The organism is Priestia sp. FW507-14D1A (genome assembly GCF_058781295.1).
On the sequence record NZ_JBYSWQ010000001.1, the window covers coordinates 840486 to 860444 of the forward strand.

A 19959-nucleotide genomic window follows, 5' to 3' on the forward strand; every position below is an offset into this window, starting at 1 on the left:
CTTTAATATTGGCCCCTACACATTAAAATACAATCGCTAATCGAGCAAAAGCGACTTTGTCATATGGTAAAACCACCGTTTTTGTGCGTGTTTTGATACGAATAGATAATGTGACAGTTTCTCCGTCAAATGATTGTAATTCGCCTTCAAATTCTTTTGCGTCTTCAATTGGTTCATATGTTTTTATGTATACATGCTTACCAATTGCACGTTCAAAATCTTTATCTTTTTTTAATGGGCGTTCCGCACCAGGCGATGATACTTCTAAAAAATAGTTATGAGGGATTGGATCTACTGCATCCATTTTCTCACTCAATTTTTCACTTACTGCTCCGCAGTCTTCGATATCCACGCCGGTATCAGAGTCGATAAACACACGTAAAAACCAATCTTTTCCTTCTTTTACGTATTCAATTTCAACAAGCTCTAAATTCATTTCCTCTAAGATAGGGGAAACCATTTCTTCCACTGTTTGTTTTACATTTTTACTCATTCTAATCCTCCCTTCGAGACATTGCATGGTATGTTTAGGTTACGCGTTTTTTATGTCTCTTATATCAAAAAAGAGTGGTTTATTTGCTATTTTTATTTTGCACTCTATAAGAGGTCTAACCTACTAGAGTGGAAATGTTGTCATTTGTGTTGCAGGATTTTAAACGTCACATAATAAATCAATCATGGTGATTGAAAATCTACAGAAAAAACGAATCATGCTAGAAGCCGATTCGTTCTCCATACTACTTACTATGTCAGTAAGTTCATATCAATAAGAAAGAGCGGGTTTCCCCACTCTTTCTCGTCCGTATCCTTAGCATTTCCACAATTACTATATCATAACCGCTTATTTTATGCAAATGTTAGAAAAGAGAAAGCTGGTTCTGATCAGGTAATGATTCAAGGCATCCATGGTTGTCTAGATACTCTAAAATCGTTTTCGATACTTTGCCTCGCTGCTGCAAGTCTTCTTTCGATAAAAACTCTCCCGTTTCACGAGCTTTTACAATGTTCAGCGCTGCATTTGTGCCAAGACCGGGAATGGCATTAAACGGTGGAACTAAAGACGTACCGTCAATTAAAAATTCGTCTGCGCTAGATTCATATAAATCTACTTTTTTAAACGAATAGCCTCGTTCGCACATTTCTAAAGAAAGCTCAAGCACCGTTAATAAGTTTTTCTCTTTAGGAGATGCATCTAAACCTTTGGCATTGATTTCTTCCATCTTCGCTCGAATGGCAGTTGAGCCTTTGATCATCGTATCAATATCAAAGTCATCTGCACGAACCGTAAAGTATGCTGCGTAATAAAGAAGCGCGTGGTGCACTTTGAAATAAGCAATACGCACGGCCATCAATACATAAGCAGCCGCATGGGCTTTAGGGAACATATACTTAATCTTTTTACAAGAATCAATATACCAGTCCGGAACACCATTTTTGATCATTTCCTCTTCAAATTCAGGTGTTAGCCCTTTCCCTTTACGTACAGACTCCATAATTTTAAAGGCAAGGGAAGGTTCAAGACCTTGATAAATCAGATACACCATGATGTCATCACGACAGCCGATTACTTCACTTAAGTTGCAAATATCATTGCGAATTAGCTCCTGCGCATTACCAAGCCATACGTCCGTACCGTGCGACAGTCCTGAGATTTGAACAAGCTCTGAAAACGTCGTTGGCTTCGTATCTTCTAACATTTGACGCACAAAGCGCGTTCCAAACTCAGGTATGCCAAGCGTTCCTGTTTTACACATAATTTGCTCTTCTGTTACGCCAAGTGATTCCGTTCCGCTAAAAATTTTCATCACTTCAGGATCATCTGTCGGAATTGTTTTTGGATCAATTCCACTTAAATCTTGAAGCATGCGAATCACGGTCGGATCATCGTGTCCAAGTATATCAAGTTTTAATAAATTATCATGAATCGAATGGAAGTCAAAATGAGTTGTTCTCCATTCGGAATTACGGTCATCAGCTGGAAACTGGATCGGTGAAAAATCGAAAATATCCATATAGTCCGGTACAACGATAATCCCCCCTGGATGCTGACCCGTTGTACGTTTTACGCCCGTACATCCTGCTACTAAACGATCCACTTCTGCGTTTCGCAAATGTAAATCACGGTCACCGGCATAGCCTTTTACATAGCCATAAGCTGTTTTTTCGGCTACTGTACCGATTGTTCCCGCGCGGTATACATTATCTTGTCCAAACAGTACTTTTGTATAGTTATGAGCTCGCGGCTGATACTCTCCGGAGAAGTTCAAATCGATATCGGGAACTTTATCTCCTTTGAATCCTAAGAACGTTTCAAACGGAATATCGTGTCCGTCTTTAATAAATGGTACGCCACAATCGTCGCAGCTTTTATCCGGCAAGTCGAATCCAGAACCAACGGAACCGTCATTAAAAAACTCAGATTTCTTACATTTTGGACAAACATAATGCGGCGGCAGTGGGTTTACTTCTGTAATTTCTGTCATCGTCGCAACGAATGAAGACCCTACGGAACCACGTGAACCAACTAAGTAACCATCATTCAAGGATTTTTTAACGAGTTTATGCGAGATCAAGTAAATAACGGCAAACCCGTGCCCGATAATACTTTTCAACTCTTTCTCTAGGCGAGCTTCTACTACTTCAGGCAGCTCTTCACCGTAGATGCTGCGTGCCATCGCATAGCTCATTTCACGCATTTCTTCGTCTGCACCTTCAATTTTAGGCGTATATAAATCATCTTTAATTGGTTTAATATCGTCAATCATATCCGCTATTTTTTGCGTATTATGAACAACAATTTCTTTCGCTTTGTCCCCGTCTAAAAATGAAAAACAATTCAGCATCTCATCCGTTGATCTAAAATGAACATCCGGCAGCTGATGACGGTTTAACGGGTTAGCCCCGCCTTGTGAACCAATTAAAATTTTTCGGTAAATTTTGTCTTCCGGATTGAGATAGTGCACATTTCCTGTTGCTACAACCGGCTTTCCAATCTTTTCACCGAGCTTCACAATATTGCTGATAATATCTTTTAAGGCTTTCTCATCCCGCACTAAATCCAGTTCAATTAAGTGCTTGTAGTTGTCAGGGGGCTGCACTTCGATGTAATCATAAAATTCAGCTGCTCCTTCTACTTCATCAATTCCTTTTTGCATCATGCCTTCGAATACTTCGCCTCGGTCACATGCGGTTCCAATCAAGATACCTTCTCGATATTTGTCGAGCTGAGATCTCGGAATTCGCGGAACTCGATAAAAGTAATTTAAATGAGAAATAGAAACGAGTTTAAATAGATTTTTTAAACCTACGTCGTTTTGTGCTAAAAGCGTCGCATGATAAGGACGGGCCCGCTGATATGCATTCCCTTCTCCCATATAATCATTTAAGCGATCGTGCATCGTAATTTCGCGTTCAAATGCATCTTTCAGCATTTTATTTAACAAATAGCCGGTTGTTTCCGCATCGTAAATCGCGCGGTGATGCTGCACAAGTTCAATATCAAACTTTTTAGCAAGAGTATTTAAACGATGGTTTTTCATATGCGGATACAAAAATCTTCCGAGTTCAAGCGTATCAATAACGCCGTTAGCTGCTTTTTCTAATCCGATTTTTTGCAGTCCCATATTTAAAAATCCCATATCAAAGCTTGCATTATGAGCGACTAAAATACTGTCTCCCATCCACTCGTGAAAATCCCGAAGTACTTCTGAGATTTCAGGCGCATTTTGGACCATATCATCTGTAATACCCGTCAGCTCAATTGTTGTTGCAGACAGAGGATGATGAGGATTTGCAAACCGTTCAAATCGATCGATGATTTCGCCTTCTTTCATCTTCACGGCAGCAAGTTCAATAATGGTATCGTATACGGCTGACAAACCGGTTGTTTCGACGTCAAATACGACGTAAGTTGCTTCTGTCAAATCCACATGCTGTGGATTATAGGCAATCGGCACGCCGTCGTCTACTAAATTGACTTCCACTCCGTACAGTATTTTAATGCCGTTCTTTTTCCCGGCTCCATACGCTTCAGGAAACGACTGTGCAACCGCGTGATCAGTTATCGCTACAGCCGGATGTCCCCATTTTTTGGCTTGTCCGACTAAAGCTCCAACAGATGAAACGGCATCCATTTGACTCATTGGCGTATGCAAGTGAAGTTCCACACGCTTTTCATCTTCAGGCGCTGTATCCTGTCTAGCAGGACCGGTAATCTCGTTAACATCATTTCCAATCATAACTAGATCACGAACAAATGTATCGTTTTGTACACTTCCCCGAACCTTTACCCACATTCCTTTTTTAATCGCTTGAAGTAAAGGAATATCTTCTTTATCACGTGAAAACATTTTAACCATAATAGAGTTTGTATAATCTGTCACTTTAAAAATAAGAAGCGTACGTCCGCTTCGTAATTCTCTCGTTTCTGCATCAAATACGTAGCCTTCAACGGCAATTCGCTTTTCTTCATCCACAATGGAATCCAGGCGAACCGTCTCGTCTTTAATCATATATCCAATTGTAAGCGGACCTTTTGGTAGGTCTGGTCCATCACTTTTTTCATTTTCTTTATTTTGCATTTCTGTGATGGCTTGTAATACTTTTTCTGTATCTTCTTGTTTTCGTTGCTCTACAAACTGCTGAAATGCTTCTTCTGAATGTACAACTTCCGTCATTAGCTGAAGGTTCGGAAACCCATAGGACGCATACTGATCAGCAATTAACTGACTATACTTTTTACGTAAAGCCGTTCCTTCTGCATCATGTCGTGCGTTCACAATCAATTTGGCGCCGTTCAACCTCGGCATTTGATCTTGTAAAAGCGACTGTAAAAGCGGAGATATGCCCTGCATTTCTCCAATACAATGCTTCCAATATGACTGTACATGCTCTTCCGTACATTGTTTATTAACGGTTTGAATAGAAAAAGAAACACTCGCAATATGAGAAAAAGCTGAAGACATGCGAGCATGGAATAACTCATAAATCTCAAAAGGTAATAACCCTTCTAAAGAAAAATGGAAATGCCATTTTTTTTGTTCTTTCTGAATGACGAGCTTTTCAATCGCTGCGTTTTCAAAGTAAGGAACAATTTGATCACTCGTCAGCTCTAACTGCTGCAGCAGCAACTTAAAACGCTCTTTTTTTCCTAGCGTTTGTGCTTCCAAGTTTTCTGCCTCCTTTTATAAATGAGTGCAATCTATTTTAACATAAATGACTTCTATTCTGTCATATGTTCTGTTTATAAACATAAAAACAGCAGGGATACAAATCCCCGCTGCTTCATTACTTCGCTAGCAGTTCTTTCACTGTTGAAACAAGATTGTCAACTGACACTTCTAATGACTCCCCAGTTTTGCGTACTTTTACTTCTACAATTCCTTCAGATGCACGTTTACCAACTGTTACTCGAACAGGAAGACCAATTAGATCTGAATCTGCAAATTTTACTCCTGCACGCTCTTGGCGGTCATCTAACAGCACTTCAAAGCGATTATCTAATAACTCATTATATAATTTCTCACCTAGTTCACGCTGTTCATCATTTTTCACGTTAACTGGAATAACGTGCACTTGATAAGGCGTAACAGCTTCTGGCCATAGAAGACCGTTTTCATCATTAAATTGTTCTGCAATCGCAGCTACTGTACGAGAAACACCGATACCATAGCAGCCCATAATCATTGGCTGGCTGCGTCCGTTCTCATCTAGATACGTTGCTCCCATCGCTTCACTGTAACGAGTTCCTAGCTTAAAGACGTGGCCCACTTCAATACCTTTAGCGAACTTGATAACGCCTTGTCCATCCGGTGACTGATCCCCTTCTTGGATGAAGCGGAAATCTTCGTAAGTTGCATTAAAGTTACGTTCATTCACATTTGTGTAGTGATAACCTTCTTCATTTGCTCCGCATACACCGTTAGCAATTGCTTTTACAGCATGGTCAGCTACCACTTCTACTGAATCACTTACTCCAATCGGTCCTACTGAACCAACTGCGCATTTTAATACTTCTTTTGTTTCTTCTGGAGTTGCCAGTTCAACAACGGAAGCTTCAAAATAATTTTTCACTTTAATATCGTTTACTTCGTGGTCCCCGCGAACAAGTACAAGCACAAAACGATCATCTACTTTAAATAAAAGTGACTTGATACAAGAAGTCGCTTCAACATTTAAGAAAGCAGCTACGTCTTCAATGCTATGCTGATTTGGTGTTTCTACCTTTGTTAATTCTTTTTCAGCTTCAGTTGATTTTTCATAGGTATTTACAACCGGTGCCATTTCAACATTTGCTGCATAAGAAGATGTATCTGAATAAGCAATTGTATCTTCCCCGATTTCAGAAAGAACCATAAATTCATGCGTATCTTTTCCGCCCATTGCACCTGAATCAGCGATAACCGCACGGAAATTTAATCCGCAGCGCTCAAAGATGCGGCTGTAGGCAGCAAACATTTTGTCATATACTTCATCTAAACTTTCTTGAGAAGCATGGAACGAATATGCATCTTTCATAATAAATTCACGACCGCGTAATAAGCCAAAGCGTGGACGTTTTTCATCGCGGAACTTCGTTTGAATTTGATATAAATTTAGCGGTAAACGTTTGTATGACTTCACTTCGTCACGAAGCAAGCTTGTGATAACTTCTTCGTGTGTTGCTCCCAAAGCAAATTCACGGCCGTGACGATCTTTCATACGCATTAACTCAGGTCCGTATGAATACCAGCGGCCAGACTCTTGCCACAATTCAGCTTGTTGTAAAGCAGGCATTAATAATTCGACAGAACCTGCACGGTCCATCTCTTCACGAACAATTTGTTCAACCTTTTGCAATACGCGCTTACCAAGCGGTAAAAAGCTGTACACACCGCTTGCATTTTGACGCATGTAACCTGCGCGCAATAGAAGCTGATGGCTTTTTATATCCGCATCAGCTGGCACTTCTCTTAATGTAGGAATCAATGTAGAACTTTGTCTCATAACCTCGCACCTCTTCGCTTACTTCTCTATCTTATTTTTTAAGGCGGACCATGCCGCAATTTTCATATAATCAGCGAGGGAATATCCCTCGCTGAGCGTATGTCTTATAAAAAGAACTTTTGAATATCGTTCCACGTTACAACGAGCATCAGCAGCATTAATAAAGCAAAACCGATAAAATGAACAATGCCTTCTTTTTGACGATCAATTGGCTTACCGCGAATTCCTTCTACAGCGAAGAACAATAGTCGTCCTCCGTCTAAAGCAGGAAGTGGAAGCAAATTGACAATCCCTAAGTTAATACTTAAAACGGCTGCCCATTTCATTAGATAATAAATGCCTGACTGTGCTACTTGATCGGTTGCTGCGTAAATACCTACAGGACCAGAAAGCATATCCAGTTTGAATTGTCCTGTCACAAGCTTCCCTAGACCCGTTAAGATTTCTTTCATCCACGTATATGTTTCAGTAGCTCCGTGCGTGATCGAACCAATGAATGACTTTTCAACCGGTGCATATACGCCAATTAGTCCAATTGTTTGTTCCCCAACTTTGCGACTTTCAGGTGTAATCGGAATATCTAGCGTTTTGCTGCCGCGCTGAACCGTGAATGTAATTTGCTGTTCAGGATGTTTTTGAATTACTTTTACGACATCATCCCACGTTGAAACACTTTGTCCATCAATTGCTTGAACTTTATCTCCTTGTTTAAGTCCCGCGTCAACGGCTACTCCATCTGATGTTAATTTGCCCATCACAGGTTTGTCAACAACATATCCTTGAGAAATCCCAAGAACGATAAAAATAACAAAGGCTAATATAAAGTTCATTAGCGGACCAGCGAAAATGGCTAGCGCACGCTGACCAAGAGTTTTGGAAGCAAACTGACGGCTGTAAGGTGCAATTTGAATTTCTTCTCCGTCCATAACGAAGTAAGATTCTTCTGCTACCTCAAATTTTTGCAGACGTTCATCTTCACCTTCTTCATAACCTGAAATAAATAGATTATGCTCTAAGTCTGCTTGCTCTACCTCAATAACTTTTGCATTTGGATGCTGTTCCTTGTTGTTAATAATGACTTTATTTACTTTGTCTTCCTTATCAAACATGAGGCCCACCATTTGACCAGGCTTAACTTCGATCATTTCTGGGTCTTCTCCAGCCATTCGAACAAATCCACCTAGAGGCAGCAAACGAATGGTATAAACTGTTTCATCTCGTTTAAATGAAAAGATTTTGGGACCAAACCCAATGGCAAACTCACGGCATAAGATGCCTGCACGCTTTGCAAAAACTAAATGACCAAGCTCATGAAAGAATACAAGAGCTCCAAAAATGACGACAAACGCAATGACTGTGTTCAATGGGTATTACCCCCTTCATGTAATAGAGTCAAACCTCCACCCATCAGAAATAAGTGAGTGGCTTCTCTCGCACGCACATTATCGAGAGATGGCGGATCTAACAAACTCTCTTGCTTCTAAATCTACTTCTTTAATAGTAGATAAACAAGGTTTCTGTATTACAGTATGTTCATTCATTGCTTTTTCAATCACATCTTCAATTTGTAAAAATGTAATGTGACCATCTAAAAAGGCTTGAACAGCTTCTTCATTAGCTGCATTTAAAACAGTCGGAAGTGTTCCACCCGCTTTGCCCGCCTCAAATGCAAAAGCTAAACAGCGAAAACGCTCTTCATCCATTTTAGCAAAGTGAAGCTGACCAATATCCGCCAAACTTAAACGCTTGGTGTTAGGTAAAGACATGCGTTTTGGATACGTTAACGCGTATTGAATTGGCACGCGCATATCAGGCGTTCCAAGCTGAGCAATAACGCTTGTATCAGAATACTCTACCATAGAATGAATGATGCTTTCTTTATGTAACAATACATCAATTTTCTCATAGGGAAGATCAAAAAGCCAATGTGCTTCAATCACTTCTAGTCCCTTATTCATCATCGTTGCCGAATCAATTGTAATTTTAGCTCCCATCGACCAGTTTGGATGATTTAACGCATCTTCAACCGTTACTCCCTGTAGTTCTGCTCTCGTTTTATCTCGAAAGCTCCCTCCAGAAGCCGTTAAAATTAAACGGTCTATTGCTTTTTGGTCTTGCCCTTGCAAACTTTGAAAAATAGCTGAGTGCTCACTGTCTACCGGTAAAATATCAGCTCCATATTCCTTGGCTGCTTCCATGACAAGGTGACCAGCGGTAACAAGTGTCTCCTTATTTGCAATAGCAATCGTTTTTCTCATTTTGATTGCTTCTAGCGTAGGAGTCAACCCTACACTTCCAAGAACCGCATTTACTAAAACTTCTGTGGATGGATGAGTTGCCACTTCCACAAGCCCTTCTTCTCCATAAACAAATCGAATAGAAGGGAATTCTGCTTGCAGTGACAGACAATCTTCTTGCTTCATCACAGAAACAAGGGCTGGCTTACACTGCTGAATAATCTTTCTTGCTTCATTAATATTTCGACCTACAGAGATTGCTGAGAGCTCAAAATGCTCCGGATGCGCTCGAACAATATCCACGGTTTGAGTACCGATTGAACCTGTAGCTCCTAACAAGGAAATTTTCTTCAAGTATATTCACTCCTATTAAAACAAAGACATCTTTTTTATAGAGATAATAAAAAAGCTAAAATTGGCATGATGAACATCAAACTGTCAAAACGGTCTAAAATCCCACCATGACCCGGTAAAATCTTTCCTGAATCTTTTACGCCATAGTGACGTTTGAACGCTGATTGTACAAGATCACCCATCTGTCCAAATAACGATACGATAATACCAATTACGAGTAGTTCAATCATAGTTTGATCAATATTTGCTAACAGCTTAAATACAATGGCTACTACAATAGCGCATACGACGCCACCAACAAAACCTTCAATGGTTTTATTGGGACTGATTTCCGGCCATAGCTTTCGTTTCCCCATTGCTCGTCCAATAAAATAAGCTCCGGAATCCGTCGCCCAAATAATAAGAAAAGCAAAGAACAAATAAGCTAACCCGAACTCTTGACGAACCTCGATAAAATAATGAAAGCCAAAGCCAACATATACTGTCGTTAATAAAATAAACCCAACGTCATCGAAGGTAAATTTATTTTTAACTACAACCGTGTACATTAATAAAAGAAGGACAGCAGCAAGCGCTACTTCTATCTTATGTTCACTTAAGAATTGAAATGCAACATCTCTTCCATTTGGTAGTAAAAACACCCAGGTTAGCAATAAACTAATGATACTTGGAAAAGACATTGCTTTCAAATGTTTCATTTTTAAAAGCTCAATTACACCAACTGTTCCGATTACATACATAATAAGGGTAAAAGGTAACCCTCCAATTAAAACAATCGGCACAAATACCGCAAGTGCTACAATCGCGGTGATAATGCGCTGTTTCATCTTGTTTTCCACACCTTCTTATACACCACCAAAGCGGCGACCGCGCTTTTGAAACGCCTCGACTGCTTCGATTAAATGATTTTCTTTAAAATCTGGCCATAATACTTCTGTAAACCAAAACTCTGTGTAAGCTAGCTGCCAAAGCATAAAATTACTTAAGCGAAGCTCACCGCTTGTACGAATAAGCAAATCCGGATCTGGAAGGCTTTTGCTCATTAAATAGGAAGAAAATAAATTTTCTGAAATAGAAGAGGAAGCTACTTTTCCCTGTTCTACATCTTCTACCAATGACTGAATAGCGCCCATGATTTCGTGACGGCTACCGTAATTGAGCGCGAAGTTTAAAATCAGCCCTGTGTTATGCTTTGTTTTTTCAATTGCGTTATCCACGGCTCGAATCGTATGGGCAGGGAGCTCACTTTTATCCCCCATAATACGAACTTGCACATTTTTTTCAATTAGCTCAGGCAGAAAGGTTGTTAAAAATTCCTCTGGCAGTTTCATTAAAAACTCGACTTCAGTTTTGGGGCGCTTCCAATTTTCAGTGGAAAATGCATATAAAGTTAATACTTTAACACCTAATTCATTGGCCAATCTGGTCACATGACGCACTACCTTCATTCCTTCATGATGGCCCATCATGCGAGGAAGAGCTCGTTTTTGCGCCCAACGACCGTTCCCATCCATAATAATTGCAATATGTTCAGGAACAGGGTGCTGTTTCACTTGATCTTTTCGTTCTGACAAAGACAGTGTATTTAAATCTTGACTTTTCTTCCATGCTTGAAATTTTCTTAACATGCAAAGGTCCCCCGTTGTACGCTCTCACATAAACGTGTGGCTTATGTGAGTTTTTTCTTACTACACATTATTAACAAAAAAACCCCCTGTAAACAATAGAGGGTCTTTTACAATATATTTTACCTTGAAATGACTTAAACTGCCATAATTTCTTCTTCTTTATCTTTCGCCACTTTATCCACTTTTACGATATGATCATCTGTTAGTTTTTGAATGTCATCACTGTAGCCGCGTAAATCGTCTTCAGTAATTTCACCTTTTTTCTCTAACTTTTTGAAATCATCGTTTGCATCACGGCGTACGTTACGAACCGCAACTTTTGCTTCTTCAGCATATTTTTTCACCATTTTCACTAACTCACGACGACGCTCTTCCGTTAAAGCAGGAATCGATAAACGGATAATAGTTCCATCGCTTGTAGGTGTTAACCCTAAGTCAGATTTTAAAATAGCTTTTTCAACTTCACCAATTTGTGATTTGTCATAAGGCTGAATAACAAGCATACGAGCTTCAGGCACGCTTACTTGCGCCAATTGGTTAATTGGTGTTGGTGCACCGTAGTATTCTACCGTTACGCGGTCAAGAAGTGACGCGCTTGCACGTCCAGCACGAATTGATGCTAGTTCGCGGCTAAATGATTGAATTGCTTTTTCCATTCTTTCTTTTGCGTTTTGCAACACTTGTTTTGGCATGTTTATTTCCCCTTTACAATTGTTCCAATGTTTTCGCCTGTAACGGCACGTTTAATATTACCTTCTTCCGTAATTGAAAAAACAATTAGCGGAATATCATTGTCCATACATAATGAAGAAGCTGTAGAATCCATAACAGCTAGTCCATCTTTTAAAACATCAATATACGTTAATGTTTCGTATTTTACAGCATCAGGTACAAGCTTAGGATCTGCATTATAAACGCCATCTACGTTGTTTTTAGCCATTAAGATCACGTCAGCTTCGATTTCAGCTGCACGCAAAGCTGCTGTTGTATCTGTAGAGAAATAAGGGTTTCCTGTACCCGCGGCGAAAATAACAACGCGTTTTTTCTCAAGATGACGAACAGCTTTTCTTCTAATATAAGGCTCTGCTACTTGTCTCATCTCGATAGAAGTCTGAACTCGTGTTTGCACACCGATGTTCTCTAAGCTATCTTGAAGGGCCAAAGAGTTCATTACTGTTGCTAGCATTCCCATATAATCAGCAGCGGCACGATCCATACCCATTTCACTGCCAATTTTACCACGCCAAATGTTTCCACCACCAACGACTACAGCAATTTCCACACCTAATTCATAAACGGCTTTTACTTGTTCAGCAACAGATTTGATGATGGATGGGTTAATACCAAAACCCTCTTCACCAGCTAATGCTTCTCCACTTAACTTTAATACGATACGATTATATTTTGCTTGACTCATGCTTACCTCCATCGTTAACGGTGAGATCTCTTTTGTAAAAAAGGGAACACACAGTGTTCCCTATACGGTCAAACCCTTACTTTTTAACTTGGTTCATTACTTCTTCAGCGAAGTTGTCTTGACGTTTCTCAATACCTTCTCCTACTTCAAAACGAACGAAGCTTTCAACAGTAGCGCCTTTGCTCTCAACGAACTGACGTACTTTTTGATCAGGATTTTTAACAAATGTTTGATCTAGTAAGCAAATATCTTCAAAGAATTTGCCAAGGCGACCTTCAACCATTTTTGCAACGATTTTTTCTGGTTTGCCTTCGTTTAATGCTTGTTGAGTTAATACTTCGCGCTCACGCTCAGCTTCTTCAGCAGAAACTTGGTCACGAGAGATGTATTTAGGGTTGATTGCAGCGATGTGCATAGCAACGTCTTTTGCAACAGCTTCTTCAGTTGTACCAGATAATACTGTTAACACACCGATACGTCCGCCAGCATGTAGGTAAGCACCGAATGCATCAGCATCAGTTTTTGTTGCTACAGCGAAACGACGTAGAGATAATTTTTCTCCGATTGTAGCGATTGCAGAGTTGATGTGTTCTTCAACAGTTGCACCGTTTTCCATTTTTTGAGTAGCAGCTTCAGCAGCGTCAGCTGGTTTGTTAGCTAAGATGTGAGCAGCTAATTCTTTTGTTAATTTTTGGAAACCTTCGTTTTTCGCAACGAAATCAGTTTCAGAGTTAACTTCTAAGATAACAGCTTCGTTACCTTGAGTTTCGATGTAAGTTAGACCTTCAGCAGCAATACGGTCTGATTTTTTAGCAGCTTTTGCAATACCTTTTTCACGTAAGAAATCGATTGCTTGCTCCATATCACCGTTAGTTTCAGTTAACGCTTTTTTACAATCCATCATACCAGCGCCAGTTTTTTCACGTAGTTCTTTTACCATTTGAGCAGTAATTGCCATAATGTGTAGCCTCCTTGTTTGGGTATGTAATTAATGTATATAAATGGGTTAAATCTTTTCAAAAAAAGGTGATAAAAGGCTATTCCCTCTTATCACCTTTCACGGAATTAAGCAGTAGTTGTTTCAGTTTCAACTGCTGTTTCTTCACCTTGTTTAGCTTCTAGAATAGCATCAGCAACTTTAGAAGTTAAAAGTTTAACAGCACGAATTGCATCATCGTTTGCAGGGATTACATAATCAATTTCGTCTGGATCACAGTTAGTGTCTACGATACCAACGATTGGAATGTGTAATTTTTTAGCTTCCGCTACTGCAATACGCTCTTTACGAGGGTCAATGATGAATAATGCATCTGGAAGTTGTTTCATATCTTTAATGCCGCCTAAGAATTTTTCAAGACGCTCTAACTCTTTTTTAAGTTGAACTACTTCTTTCTTAGGTAGTACTTCGAAAGTACCGTCTTCTTGCATTTTTTCGATATCTTTTAAACGTTTGATACGTTTTTGGATAGTTGAGAAGTTAGTTAATGTACCACCTAACCAACGTTGGTTAACAAAGTACATACCAGCGCGAGCTGCTTCTTCTTTAACAGAATCTTGAGCTTGTTTTTTCGTACCTACGAATAAAACAGTACCGCCGTCTGCAGCTAATTCTTTAACGAATTTGTACGCTTCTTCTACTTTCTTAACTGTTTTTTGAAGATCGATAATGTAGATGCCGTTACGCTCAGTGAAGATGTATTTCTTCATCTTTGGGTTCCAACGGCGAGTTTGGTGACCGAAATGTACACCAGCTTCTAGTAATTGTTTCATTGAAATTACTGACATGTGTTTTTCCTCCTAATGGTTTTAAGTCTCCTCCGCTCATTTCATCTTCAGCCGAAACTACAAAAAGTAGCACCATCAACCGAATCAACAAGCGTGTGTAATAACACCAAAAACAAATATAGCACACTCCTTTTTCACAAGCAAGCGTTTCATTAAGTTTATTGATGAAATTTCAATAATAATTCAATTTCAGTTTTCCCTCTGTGTAAATGTTTTGCAATTTCTTCGATTGTTAAACCTTTTCCCTTTAAATAAACGGAAAATTCTTTTATCTCTTCACCTGACAAATCTTGAATTTGGTCTGTAGTTAATTCATCAAAAGGTGTGCGTATACGCTTCTGATTTTCTTCTATAGAAAGAAGTTCATGCAGCGACTGGGAAGGCTCACTTTTTAGATCCACCCTTTGAACAGGCACGTCTTCTTCATCTACCAAAGGTGATTTTACGCTGCTTTTTTCCACTTCCGAAGAAAGCGAAGTGGAACGCTCTCGAAGCTGACTTAAAAACTGCTCGTTTTGTTCCTGAAATTCAGCAAGATACGAACTCATTGCAGCTTCCATTTTATTTATATTTTGCTGGTGCAAGCGTTCAATCCTTTTCACTTTGGTCACTTGCATATATAAAAGAATAATGCAAAACAGTGATAGACCATGAATTAAAAAACTAACTGTGAGTAAAAACCCCATCCTTCTACCTCTTTGCTAAATTATTTTGCTTAAACTCGTACGCATTTTAAACAGCGCTTTCGAATGAATTTGAGAAATACGTGAAGTAGATAGCCCTAACAGCTGTGCGATTTCTGTGAAAGTCAGCTCTTCTTTATAGAATAATGAAACCACGAGCTGCTCTTTTTCATTTAGCTGCTCGATAACTTCAGCAAGCTCTTGATATCGTTCGTCGTTAATTAGCTCCTCTTCAGGAGAGAGCGTTTTTTCATCTTTAATCGTATATTTTTGCTCTCCATCTTCATACTCTTTCGGCTGTTCTTCCATTGATAACACGTTGGCTAAAAAGCCTTCGTTCATTGTATGAACAACGTCTGCTTCTGTCATACCTACTTCTTTTGCAACCTCACTTGGTGCAACTCTGCGCAAGTATCTTTGTTCAAGTGCTTCTGTTGCTTGCTCAATCCTTTTCGTCTTTTCCCTTGCGCTTCTTGATAACCAATCTTCTTTGCGAAGCCCGTCTATTATCGCCCCTCGAATTCGAAAAGACGCATATGTATCAAACTTTAAGTCTCTACCGTAATCAAACTTTTCCAAAGCATCGTAAAGGCCGATTAACCCTAAACTACGAAGCTCTTCTTTATGAATATTCTTCGGCAGCCCCACGCTAATCCGCTGAACGTGATAGTTAACGAGCGACATGTACTTTTTAACAAGCATGTTTCCTGCATGTGAGTCTCTCGTCTCTATCCATTCCTGCCAAATTTTATGTTCTTCAACTTCTTGTATACTTTTCAAGGGTCTTTCAACTCCTTTTTATAGCGCTATTAAACGGTCAGAGCGCGCTTTATATCGTTTTTATCCCTTCGTTAATCGTACGAACCTTTAAAATAGCCGTCTGAGGATCAAATTCAATTGTGCGTCCGTTGTGTCCTCCTGTAGCTTTTGCTGCAATGTCTACACTGTTTCTATGCAGCTCTCTCTCTACTGCTTGAACATTTCGAAGACCAATTCGCATGACATCATTTCTTGGTTCAAATTGAAACATCTGCGCGCCTCCTGCTATTTTTGCTTTTAACAATTTTCTATGTGCGCCTTGTTTAATCAACATTTTTATCAAATCAAAAATGGCTGTATCTACATATTTAGCTCTATTAAAAGGACATTTAGCCCCGCTTGAATCCGGAAGCATCACATGAGCGAGCCCAGCTACTGAGTGAACAGAGTCATAAACGACAACTCCTACACATGACCCTAATCCCGCTGTTCGAAGCACTGCAGGTGCATGTGTAACATTCATCTCGGCAATTCCTACCTTAATCACTTGTTTATCATTTCTCACGATTCTTCAACTCCTAGAACCTTCAGCGTGATATCCATTATTCGTTTGGCTCACTGGAGGTGGTCTTCTAAAGAGAGCACTTTAGGTAAATTTAGAAGAACAATTAAACGGCTATCTACTTTAACGACTCCGTTTAAATATTCTACAGCTGTTCCTTCAACTGTTTCAGGCACTGAAGCAATCGTTTTCTCATCAATATCCACTACATCATTTGCCGCATCGACAATCAAACCTGCTTCTACATCATTAAGACGAACCATAATAATACGTGTCAGCTCATGGTTAAGCTGTTCTTGCAAGTTAAAACGAGTGCGCAAATCAATAATCGGTGTAATAACACCGCGAAGATTAATAACACCTTTTACATATTCTTTCACTCCAGGAACGCGTGTTATGTGCTGAATCTTTTCAATCGACTGCACTTCTTCTACTGAGATTCCGTACTCCTCGTCTCCCAATTGAAACACAATAATTTTCATGCCTTTCTCCCTTTCTTTTTACAGCATTTGTTATTTGATCAAAGCGTTGCAATCAATGATAAGTGCTACTTGTCCATCGCCTAAAATCGTGGCTCCTGAAATAGCAAACACACCCGGCAGATAATGCCCTAAAGATTTTAAAACAATTTCCTGCTGACCGATAAATGAATCAACAATTAGCCCGGCAGTCTTTTCTCCTTTTTTCACGATGACTACTGAATAATGATCGCCTTGTACTGAGTTAGGCACAGTGAATAGTTCTTTTAAATCAATAAGAGGAATAATGGCTCCTCGAAAGTCAATAACCTTTTGACCGTGTACATGCATGACCTCTTTGGGCTGAACAATAGCTGTTTCAATAATCGAAGAAAGCGGCAAGGCATAGCGCTCTTCACTCATTTGCACGAGTAAAGCAGAAATGATAGAAAGAGTGAGCGGCAGTTGAATAGAAAAACGCGAACCGTATCCTTCGTTAGAATCGATCGTTACAGAACCCCCTAGCGATTCAATCGTGTTTTTCACAACATCTAAACCTACTCCTCGTCCGGAAACATCTGAAATTTGTTCAGCCGTGGAAAAGCCCGAAGCGAAAATGAGCTCATACACTTGTTTATCCGTCAGCGTTTCAGCTGTTTTCCCATCAATAATTCCTCGATCTAACGCTTTTTGCAGTACCTTTTCACGATTGATGCCCGCCCCGTCATCTTCTAAATCAATAAAGACATGATTTCCGCTATGATAAGCTTTAAGGCGAATCGTTCCCTTTTCATTCTTTCCGTTCTCTAAGCGTACTTGAGGCATTTCAATTCCGTGGTCAACGGCATTTCTTAATAAGTGAACAAGCGGATCTCCAATTTCATCAATGACGGTTCGGTCCAGCTCTGTATCAGCTCCGACAATTTGAAGTTCAATTTGTTTCCCTAAATCTTTTGAAAGCTGTCTCACCATACGGGGAAAACGATTAAAAACGGTTTCTACAGGCACCATACGCATATTTAAAATAATCGTTTGCAAATCTCCAGAAATACGAGACATCCGCTCTACCGTTTCGTCTAATTCGCTATTATTCAATTCTTTTGATATTTGTTCTAACCTGCCTCTATCAATAACTAGTTCTTCAAACAAGTTCATGAGACTGTCCAAACGGTCAATATTAACTCGAATCGTCTTGTTATTTGAGGGCTGTCTTTTCTCTTCAACAGGCGATGTAGAAGGTGCTGACACAGTAACTTCCTGTATGGCTGCTGCTACTTCTGGTGAGACAAGCTCCTCCATTTCTGTCTCCTTTTTTACGGGGACCGCCGCAATTTTCACACTTTCTACTTCAGAGACTTCCATAATGCTCGCCTGCAGCTTTTCTTGCGATTCGTTTGTTACTAATATAACGATAAAAGATGATTCGAATTTTTCTTGTTCGATATCTTGAACAGTTGGCGCTGACTTAATAACGTCTCCTGCTTGCTCTAACACATCAAACACCATATAAGCGCGTGCAGCTTTTAATAAGCAGGTGCGTTCAAGCTGTACGGTTATTTCAAACGCGTTAAATCCTTGGTCTGCCGTTTGGCTGAGCAGCGTTTGTACTAATTCATCGTACTCTATCGAAGAAGCTGCATGATGTGCTACGGGTTCCTCTGCCACAATACGCTGCAGCTTTTGAACAAGCAATTTGACATCAAGCTGACCATCGCCGCCTTCAGAAATAGATTGAACCATTATTTCTAGCGCATCGACTGATTCAAACAAAGCATCAAGAACTTCCGTATGAACGTCGAGTTGGTGATTTCGAACAGCATCTAACACGTTTTCCATTTTGTGAGTTAATTGTGCTAAATCATCAAATCCCATTGTTGCAGACATACCTTTTAACGTATGAGCAGACCGAAAAATTTCATTTACATAGCCAAGATCATCGGTATTTTTTTCAAAACGCATTAGCTGGTCATTAACGTTTTGAAGATGTTCCCTGCTTTCTTCAATAAACACTTCTAGATATTGATTCATATCCATCGTAACTTTCCCTCCTATTTCTGTGCGTAGCGAGAAATAAAGCTTCCAACGTTTCGCAGCGGTTCAATATAATCAACAAGTTTTGTAGAAACGGCTGATTTGGGCATCCCATAAATGACAGCTGTTTCTTCAGATTCAGCTAATATAAGCGCGTCTTTATTTTTCTTTAAATCAATAACACCTTCCGTTCCATCCGCTCCCATTCCTGTCAACACAATAGCAAGTTTTTGATAACCTGAAATTTTACTAATCGACTGAAACAAACGATCCACTGAGGGGCGATGTCCCTTTACAGGTGAAGAAGTGTCTAAACAAATGCTGAGCTGTCCTTTTTTCTCTACAACCGTCATGTGAAAACCTCCAGGCGCAATATAAGCACATCCTGAGCGAACGATTTCATTGTCTTTTGCTTCTTTCACTTCAATATCAGCTAGCTGATTTAGTCTAACCGCTAATGATTTTGTGAAATTTGGAGGCATATGCTGCACAATAAAAATAGGTGCGTTTATGTCTTTTGAAACAGTTGATAATACTTCTTGCAGCGCACGCGGTCCTCCAGTAGAAGTACCAATACAAATCATTTTGTTCACTTTCGTCCCCATTGGGAGGTTATATACACTGCTGTTTTGCACGTGCTGATGACTGCTTGAAGATATGTTGGCTTTGCTAGCAAGCAAAAGTTTAGAGATAAGCTCACCTTTCACTTTATGTAAGTCCAGCGAAATAGCTCCCGAAGGTTTAGCAACAAAATCAACTGCGCCGTACTGCATAGCGGCCAACGTATTTTCAGCACCTTTTATTGTTGTACTCGATAACATGACAACAGGAAGGGGCTTCACACGCATGAGCTGTTTTAACATATCTAAGCCATTCATTTTGGGCATTTCAATATCCAGTGTCACAATATCCGGCGACAGCTCGAACACTTTTTTCAACCCTTCTTCACCGTTACGCGCGGTACCCACAACGTGAAAACGACTGTCACATGCTAAAAAATCGCCGATTAGCTTTCGCATAAATGCAGAATCATCTACAATAAGCACCTTTATTTCATTCAC

Annotated in this window: 17 protein-coding genes; all 17 read right to left on the minus strand. The window is 39.8% G+C overall.

Annotated features, from left to right (window positions below; translation table 11 throughout):
• Window positions 1-22: 22 nt before the first annotated feature.
• The gene (rimP, locus tag AC3WJG_RS04790) at window positions 23-493 is read right to left on the minus strand and encodes a ribosome maturation factor RimP (protein WP_102812597.1); all 471 of its coding nucleotides are present in this window, start codon (window positions 491-493) and stop codon (window positions 23-25) included.
• A gap of 364 nt (window positions 494-857) precedes the next feature.
• A complete protein-coding gene (locus tag AC3WJG_RS04795; protein ID WP_102812598.1) occupies window positions 858-5168 on the minus strand; it encodes a PolC-type DNA polymerase III in 4311 nt (1436 codons plus the stop codon).
• A gap of 118 nt (window positions 5169-5286) precedes the next feature.
• Window positions 5287-6984, minus strand: coding sequence for a proline--tRNA ligase (locus AC3WJG_RS04800; RefSeq protein ID WP_025750291.1), 1698 nt, complete (start codon window positions 6982-6984; stop codon window positions 5287-5289).
• A 104-nt stretch (window positions 6985-7088) separates the two neighbouring features.
• The gene (rseP, locus tag AC3WJG_RS04805; RefSeq protein WP_028410836.1) at window positions 7089-8348 is read right to left on the minus strand and encodes an RIP metalloprotease RseP; all 1260 of its coding nucleotides are present in this window, start codon (window positions 8346-8348) and stop codon (window positions 7089-7091) included.
• 78 nt (window positions 8349-8426) lie between these two features.
• Entirely contained in the window at window positions 8427-9575 is a 1149-nt protein-coding gene (gene dxr / locus AC3WJG_RS04810; protein ID WP_028410835.1) for a 1-deoxy-D-xylulose-5-phosphate reductoisomerase, read from the minus strand.
• A 35-nt stretch (window positions 9576-9610) separates the two neighbouring features.
• Window positions 9611-10402 carry a phosphatidate cytidylyltransferase gene (locus tag AC3WJG_RS04815; protein ID WP_014458463.1) on the minus strand — a complete coding sequence of 264 codons (792 nt, stop codon included), beginning with the start codon at window positions 10400-10402 and terminating at the stop codon, window positions 9611-9613.
• Window positions 10403-10420: 18 nt separating this feature from the next.
• Entirely contained in the window at window positions 10421-11203 is a 783-nt protein-coding gene (uppS, locus tag AC3WJG_RS04820; protein WP_028410833.1) for an undecaprenyl pyrophosphate synthase, read from the minus strand.
• 134 nt (window positions 11204-11337) lie between these two features.
• Window positions 11338-11895, minus strand: coding sequence for a ribosome recycling factor (gene frr / locus AC3WJG_RS04825; protein ID WP_013058847.1), 558 nt, complete (start codon window positions 11893-11895; stop codon window positions 11338-11340).
• Window positions 11896-11897: 2 nt separating this feature from the next.
• Complete coding sequence (pyrH, locus tag AC3WJG_RS04830) at window positions 11898-12620, minus strand: UMP kinase (protein ID WP_013058848.1); 723 nt, start codon at window positions 12618-12620, stop codon at window positions 11898-11900.
• A gap of 76 nt (window positions 12621-12696) precedes the next feature.
• The gene (tsf, locus tag AC3WJG_RS04835) at window positions 12697-13578 is read right to left on the minus strand and encodes a translation elongation factor Ts (RefSeq protein WP_102812599.1); all 882 of its coding nucleotides are present in this window, start codon (window positions 13576-13578) and stop codon (window positions 12697-12699) included.
• A 107-nt stretch (window positions 13579-13685) separates the two neighbouring features.
• The gene (gene rpsB, locus AC3WJG_RS04840; protein ID WP_013058850.1) at window positions 13686-14405 is read right to left on the minus strand and encodes a 30S ribosomal protein S2; all 720 of its coding nucleotides are present in this window, start codon (window positions 14403-14405) and stop codon (window positions 13686-13688) included.
• A gap of 158 nt (window positions 14406-14563) precedes the next feature.
• Window positions 14564-15091 (minus strand): hypothetical protein, encoded by a 528-nt coding sequence (locus AC3WJG_RS04845; RefSeq protein ID WP_098331910.1) that lies wholly within the window; start codon window positions 15089-15091, stop codon window positions 14564-14566.
• 15 nt (window positions 15092-15106) lie between these two features.
• Window positions 15107-15868, minus strand: a complete 762-nt coding sequence (locus tag AC3WJG_RS04850) for a FliA/WhiG family RNA polymerase sigma factor (protein WP_102812600.1) — start codon at window positions 15866-15868, stop codon at window positions 15107-15109.
• A gap of 49 nt (window positions 15869-15917) precedes the next feature.
• A complete protein-coding gene (locus AC3WJG_RS04855) occupies window positions 15918-16412 on the minus strand; it encodes a chemotaxis protein CheD (RefSeq protein ID WP_337133943.1) in 495 nt (164 codons plus the stop codon).
• Window positions 16413-16462: 50 nt separating this feature from the next.
• Window positions 16463-16891: a chemotaxis protein CheW gene (locus AC3WJG_RS04860; protein WP_014458457.1), complete on the minus strand. Its 429-nt coding sequence runs from the start codon at window positions 16889-16891 to the stop codon at window positions 16463-16465.
• 30 nt (window positions 16892-16921) lie between these two features.
• The gene (locus AC3WJG_RS04865; RefSeq protein ID WP_102812602.1) at window positions 16922-18901 is read right to left on the minus strand and encodes a chemotaxis protein CheA; all 1980 of its coding nucleotides are present in this window, start codon (window positions 18899-18901) and stop codon (window positions 16922-16924) included.
• Between the two features lie 14 nt (window positions 18902-18915).
• Window positions 18916-19959: a protein-glutamate methylesterase/protein-glutamine glutaminase gene (locus AC3WJG_RS04870; protein WP_102812603.1), complete on the minus strand. Its 1044-nt coding sequence runs from the start codon at window positions 19957-19959 to the stop codon at window positions 18916-18918.

What these genes read in the sequence shown, in the direction of transcription:
- rimP (WP_102812597.1), bottom strand. Translation starts at nt 493, where the DNA reads ATGAGTAAAAATGTAAAACAAACAGTGGAAGAAATGGTTTCCCCTATC.
- AC3WJG_RS04800 (WP_025750291.1), bottom strand. Translation starts at nt 6,984, where the DNA reads ATGAGACAAAGTTCTACATTGATTCCTACATTAAGAGAAGTGCCAGCT.
- AC3WJG_RS04815 (WP_014458463.1), bottom strand. Translation starts at nt 10,402, where the DNA reads ATGAAACAGCGCATTATCACCGCGATTGTAGCACTTGCGGTATTTGTG.
- uppS (WP_028410833.1), bottom strand. Translation starts at nt 11,203, where the DNA reads ATGTTAAGAAAATTTCAAGCATGGAAGAAAAGTCAAGATTTAAATACA.
- frr (WP_013058847.1), bottom strand. Translation starts at nt 11,895, where the DNA reads ATGCCAAAACAAGTGTTGCAAAACGCAAAAGAAAGAATGGAAAAAGCA.
- pyrH (WP_013058848.1), bottom strand. Translation starts at nt 12,620, where the DNA reads ATGAGTCAAGCAAAATATAATCGTATCGTATTAAAGTTAAGTGGAGAA.
- tsf (WP_102812599.1), bottom strand. Translation starts at nt 13,578, where the DNA reads ATGGCAATTACTGCTCAAATGGTAAAAGAACTACGTGAAAAAACTGGC.
- rpsB (WP_013058850.1), bottom strand. Translation starts at nt 14,405, where the DNA reads ATGTCAGTAATTTCAATGAAACAATTACTAGAAGCTGGTGTACATTTC.
- AC3WJG_RS04845 (WP_098331910.1), bottom strand. Translation starts at nt 15,091, where the DNA reads ATGGGGTTTTTACTCACAGTTAGTTTTTTAATTCATGGTCTATCACTG.
- AC3WJG_RS04860 (WP_014458457.1), bottom strand. Translation starts at nt 16,891, where the DNA reads ATGAAAATTATTGTGTTTCAATTGGGAGACGAGGAGTACGGAATCTCA.
- AC3WJG_RS04865 (WP_102812602.1), bottom strand. Translation starts at nt 18,901, where the DNA reads ATGGATATGAATCAATATCTAGAAGTGTTTATTGAAGAAAGCAGGGAA.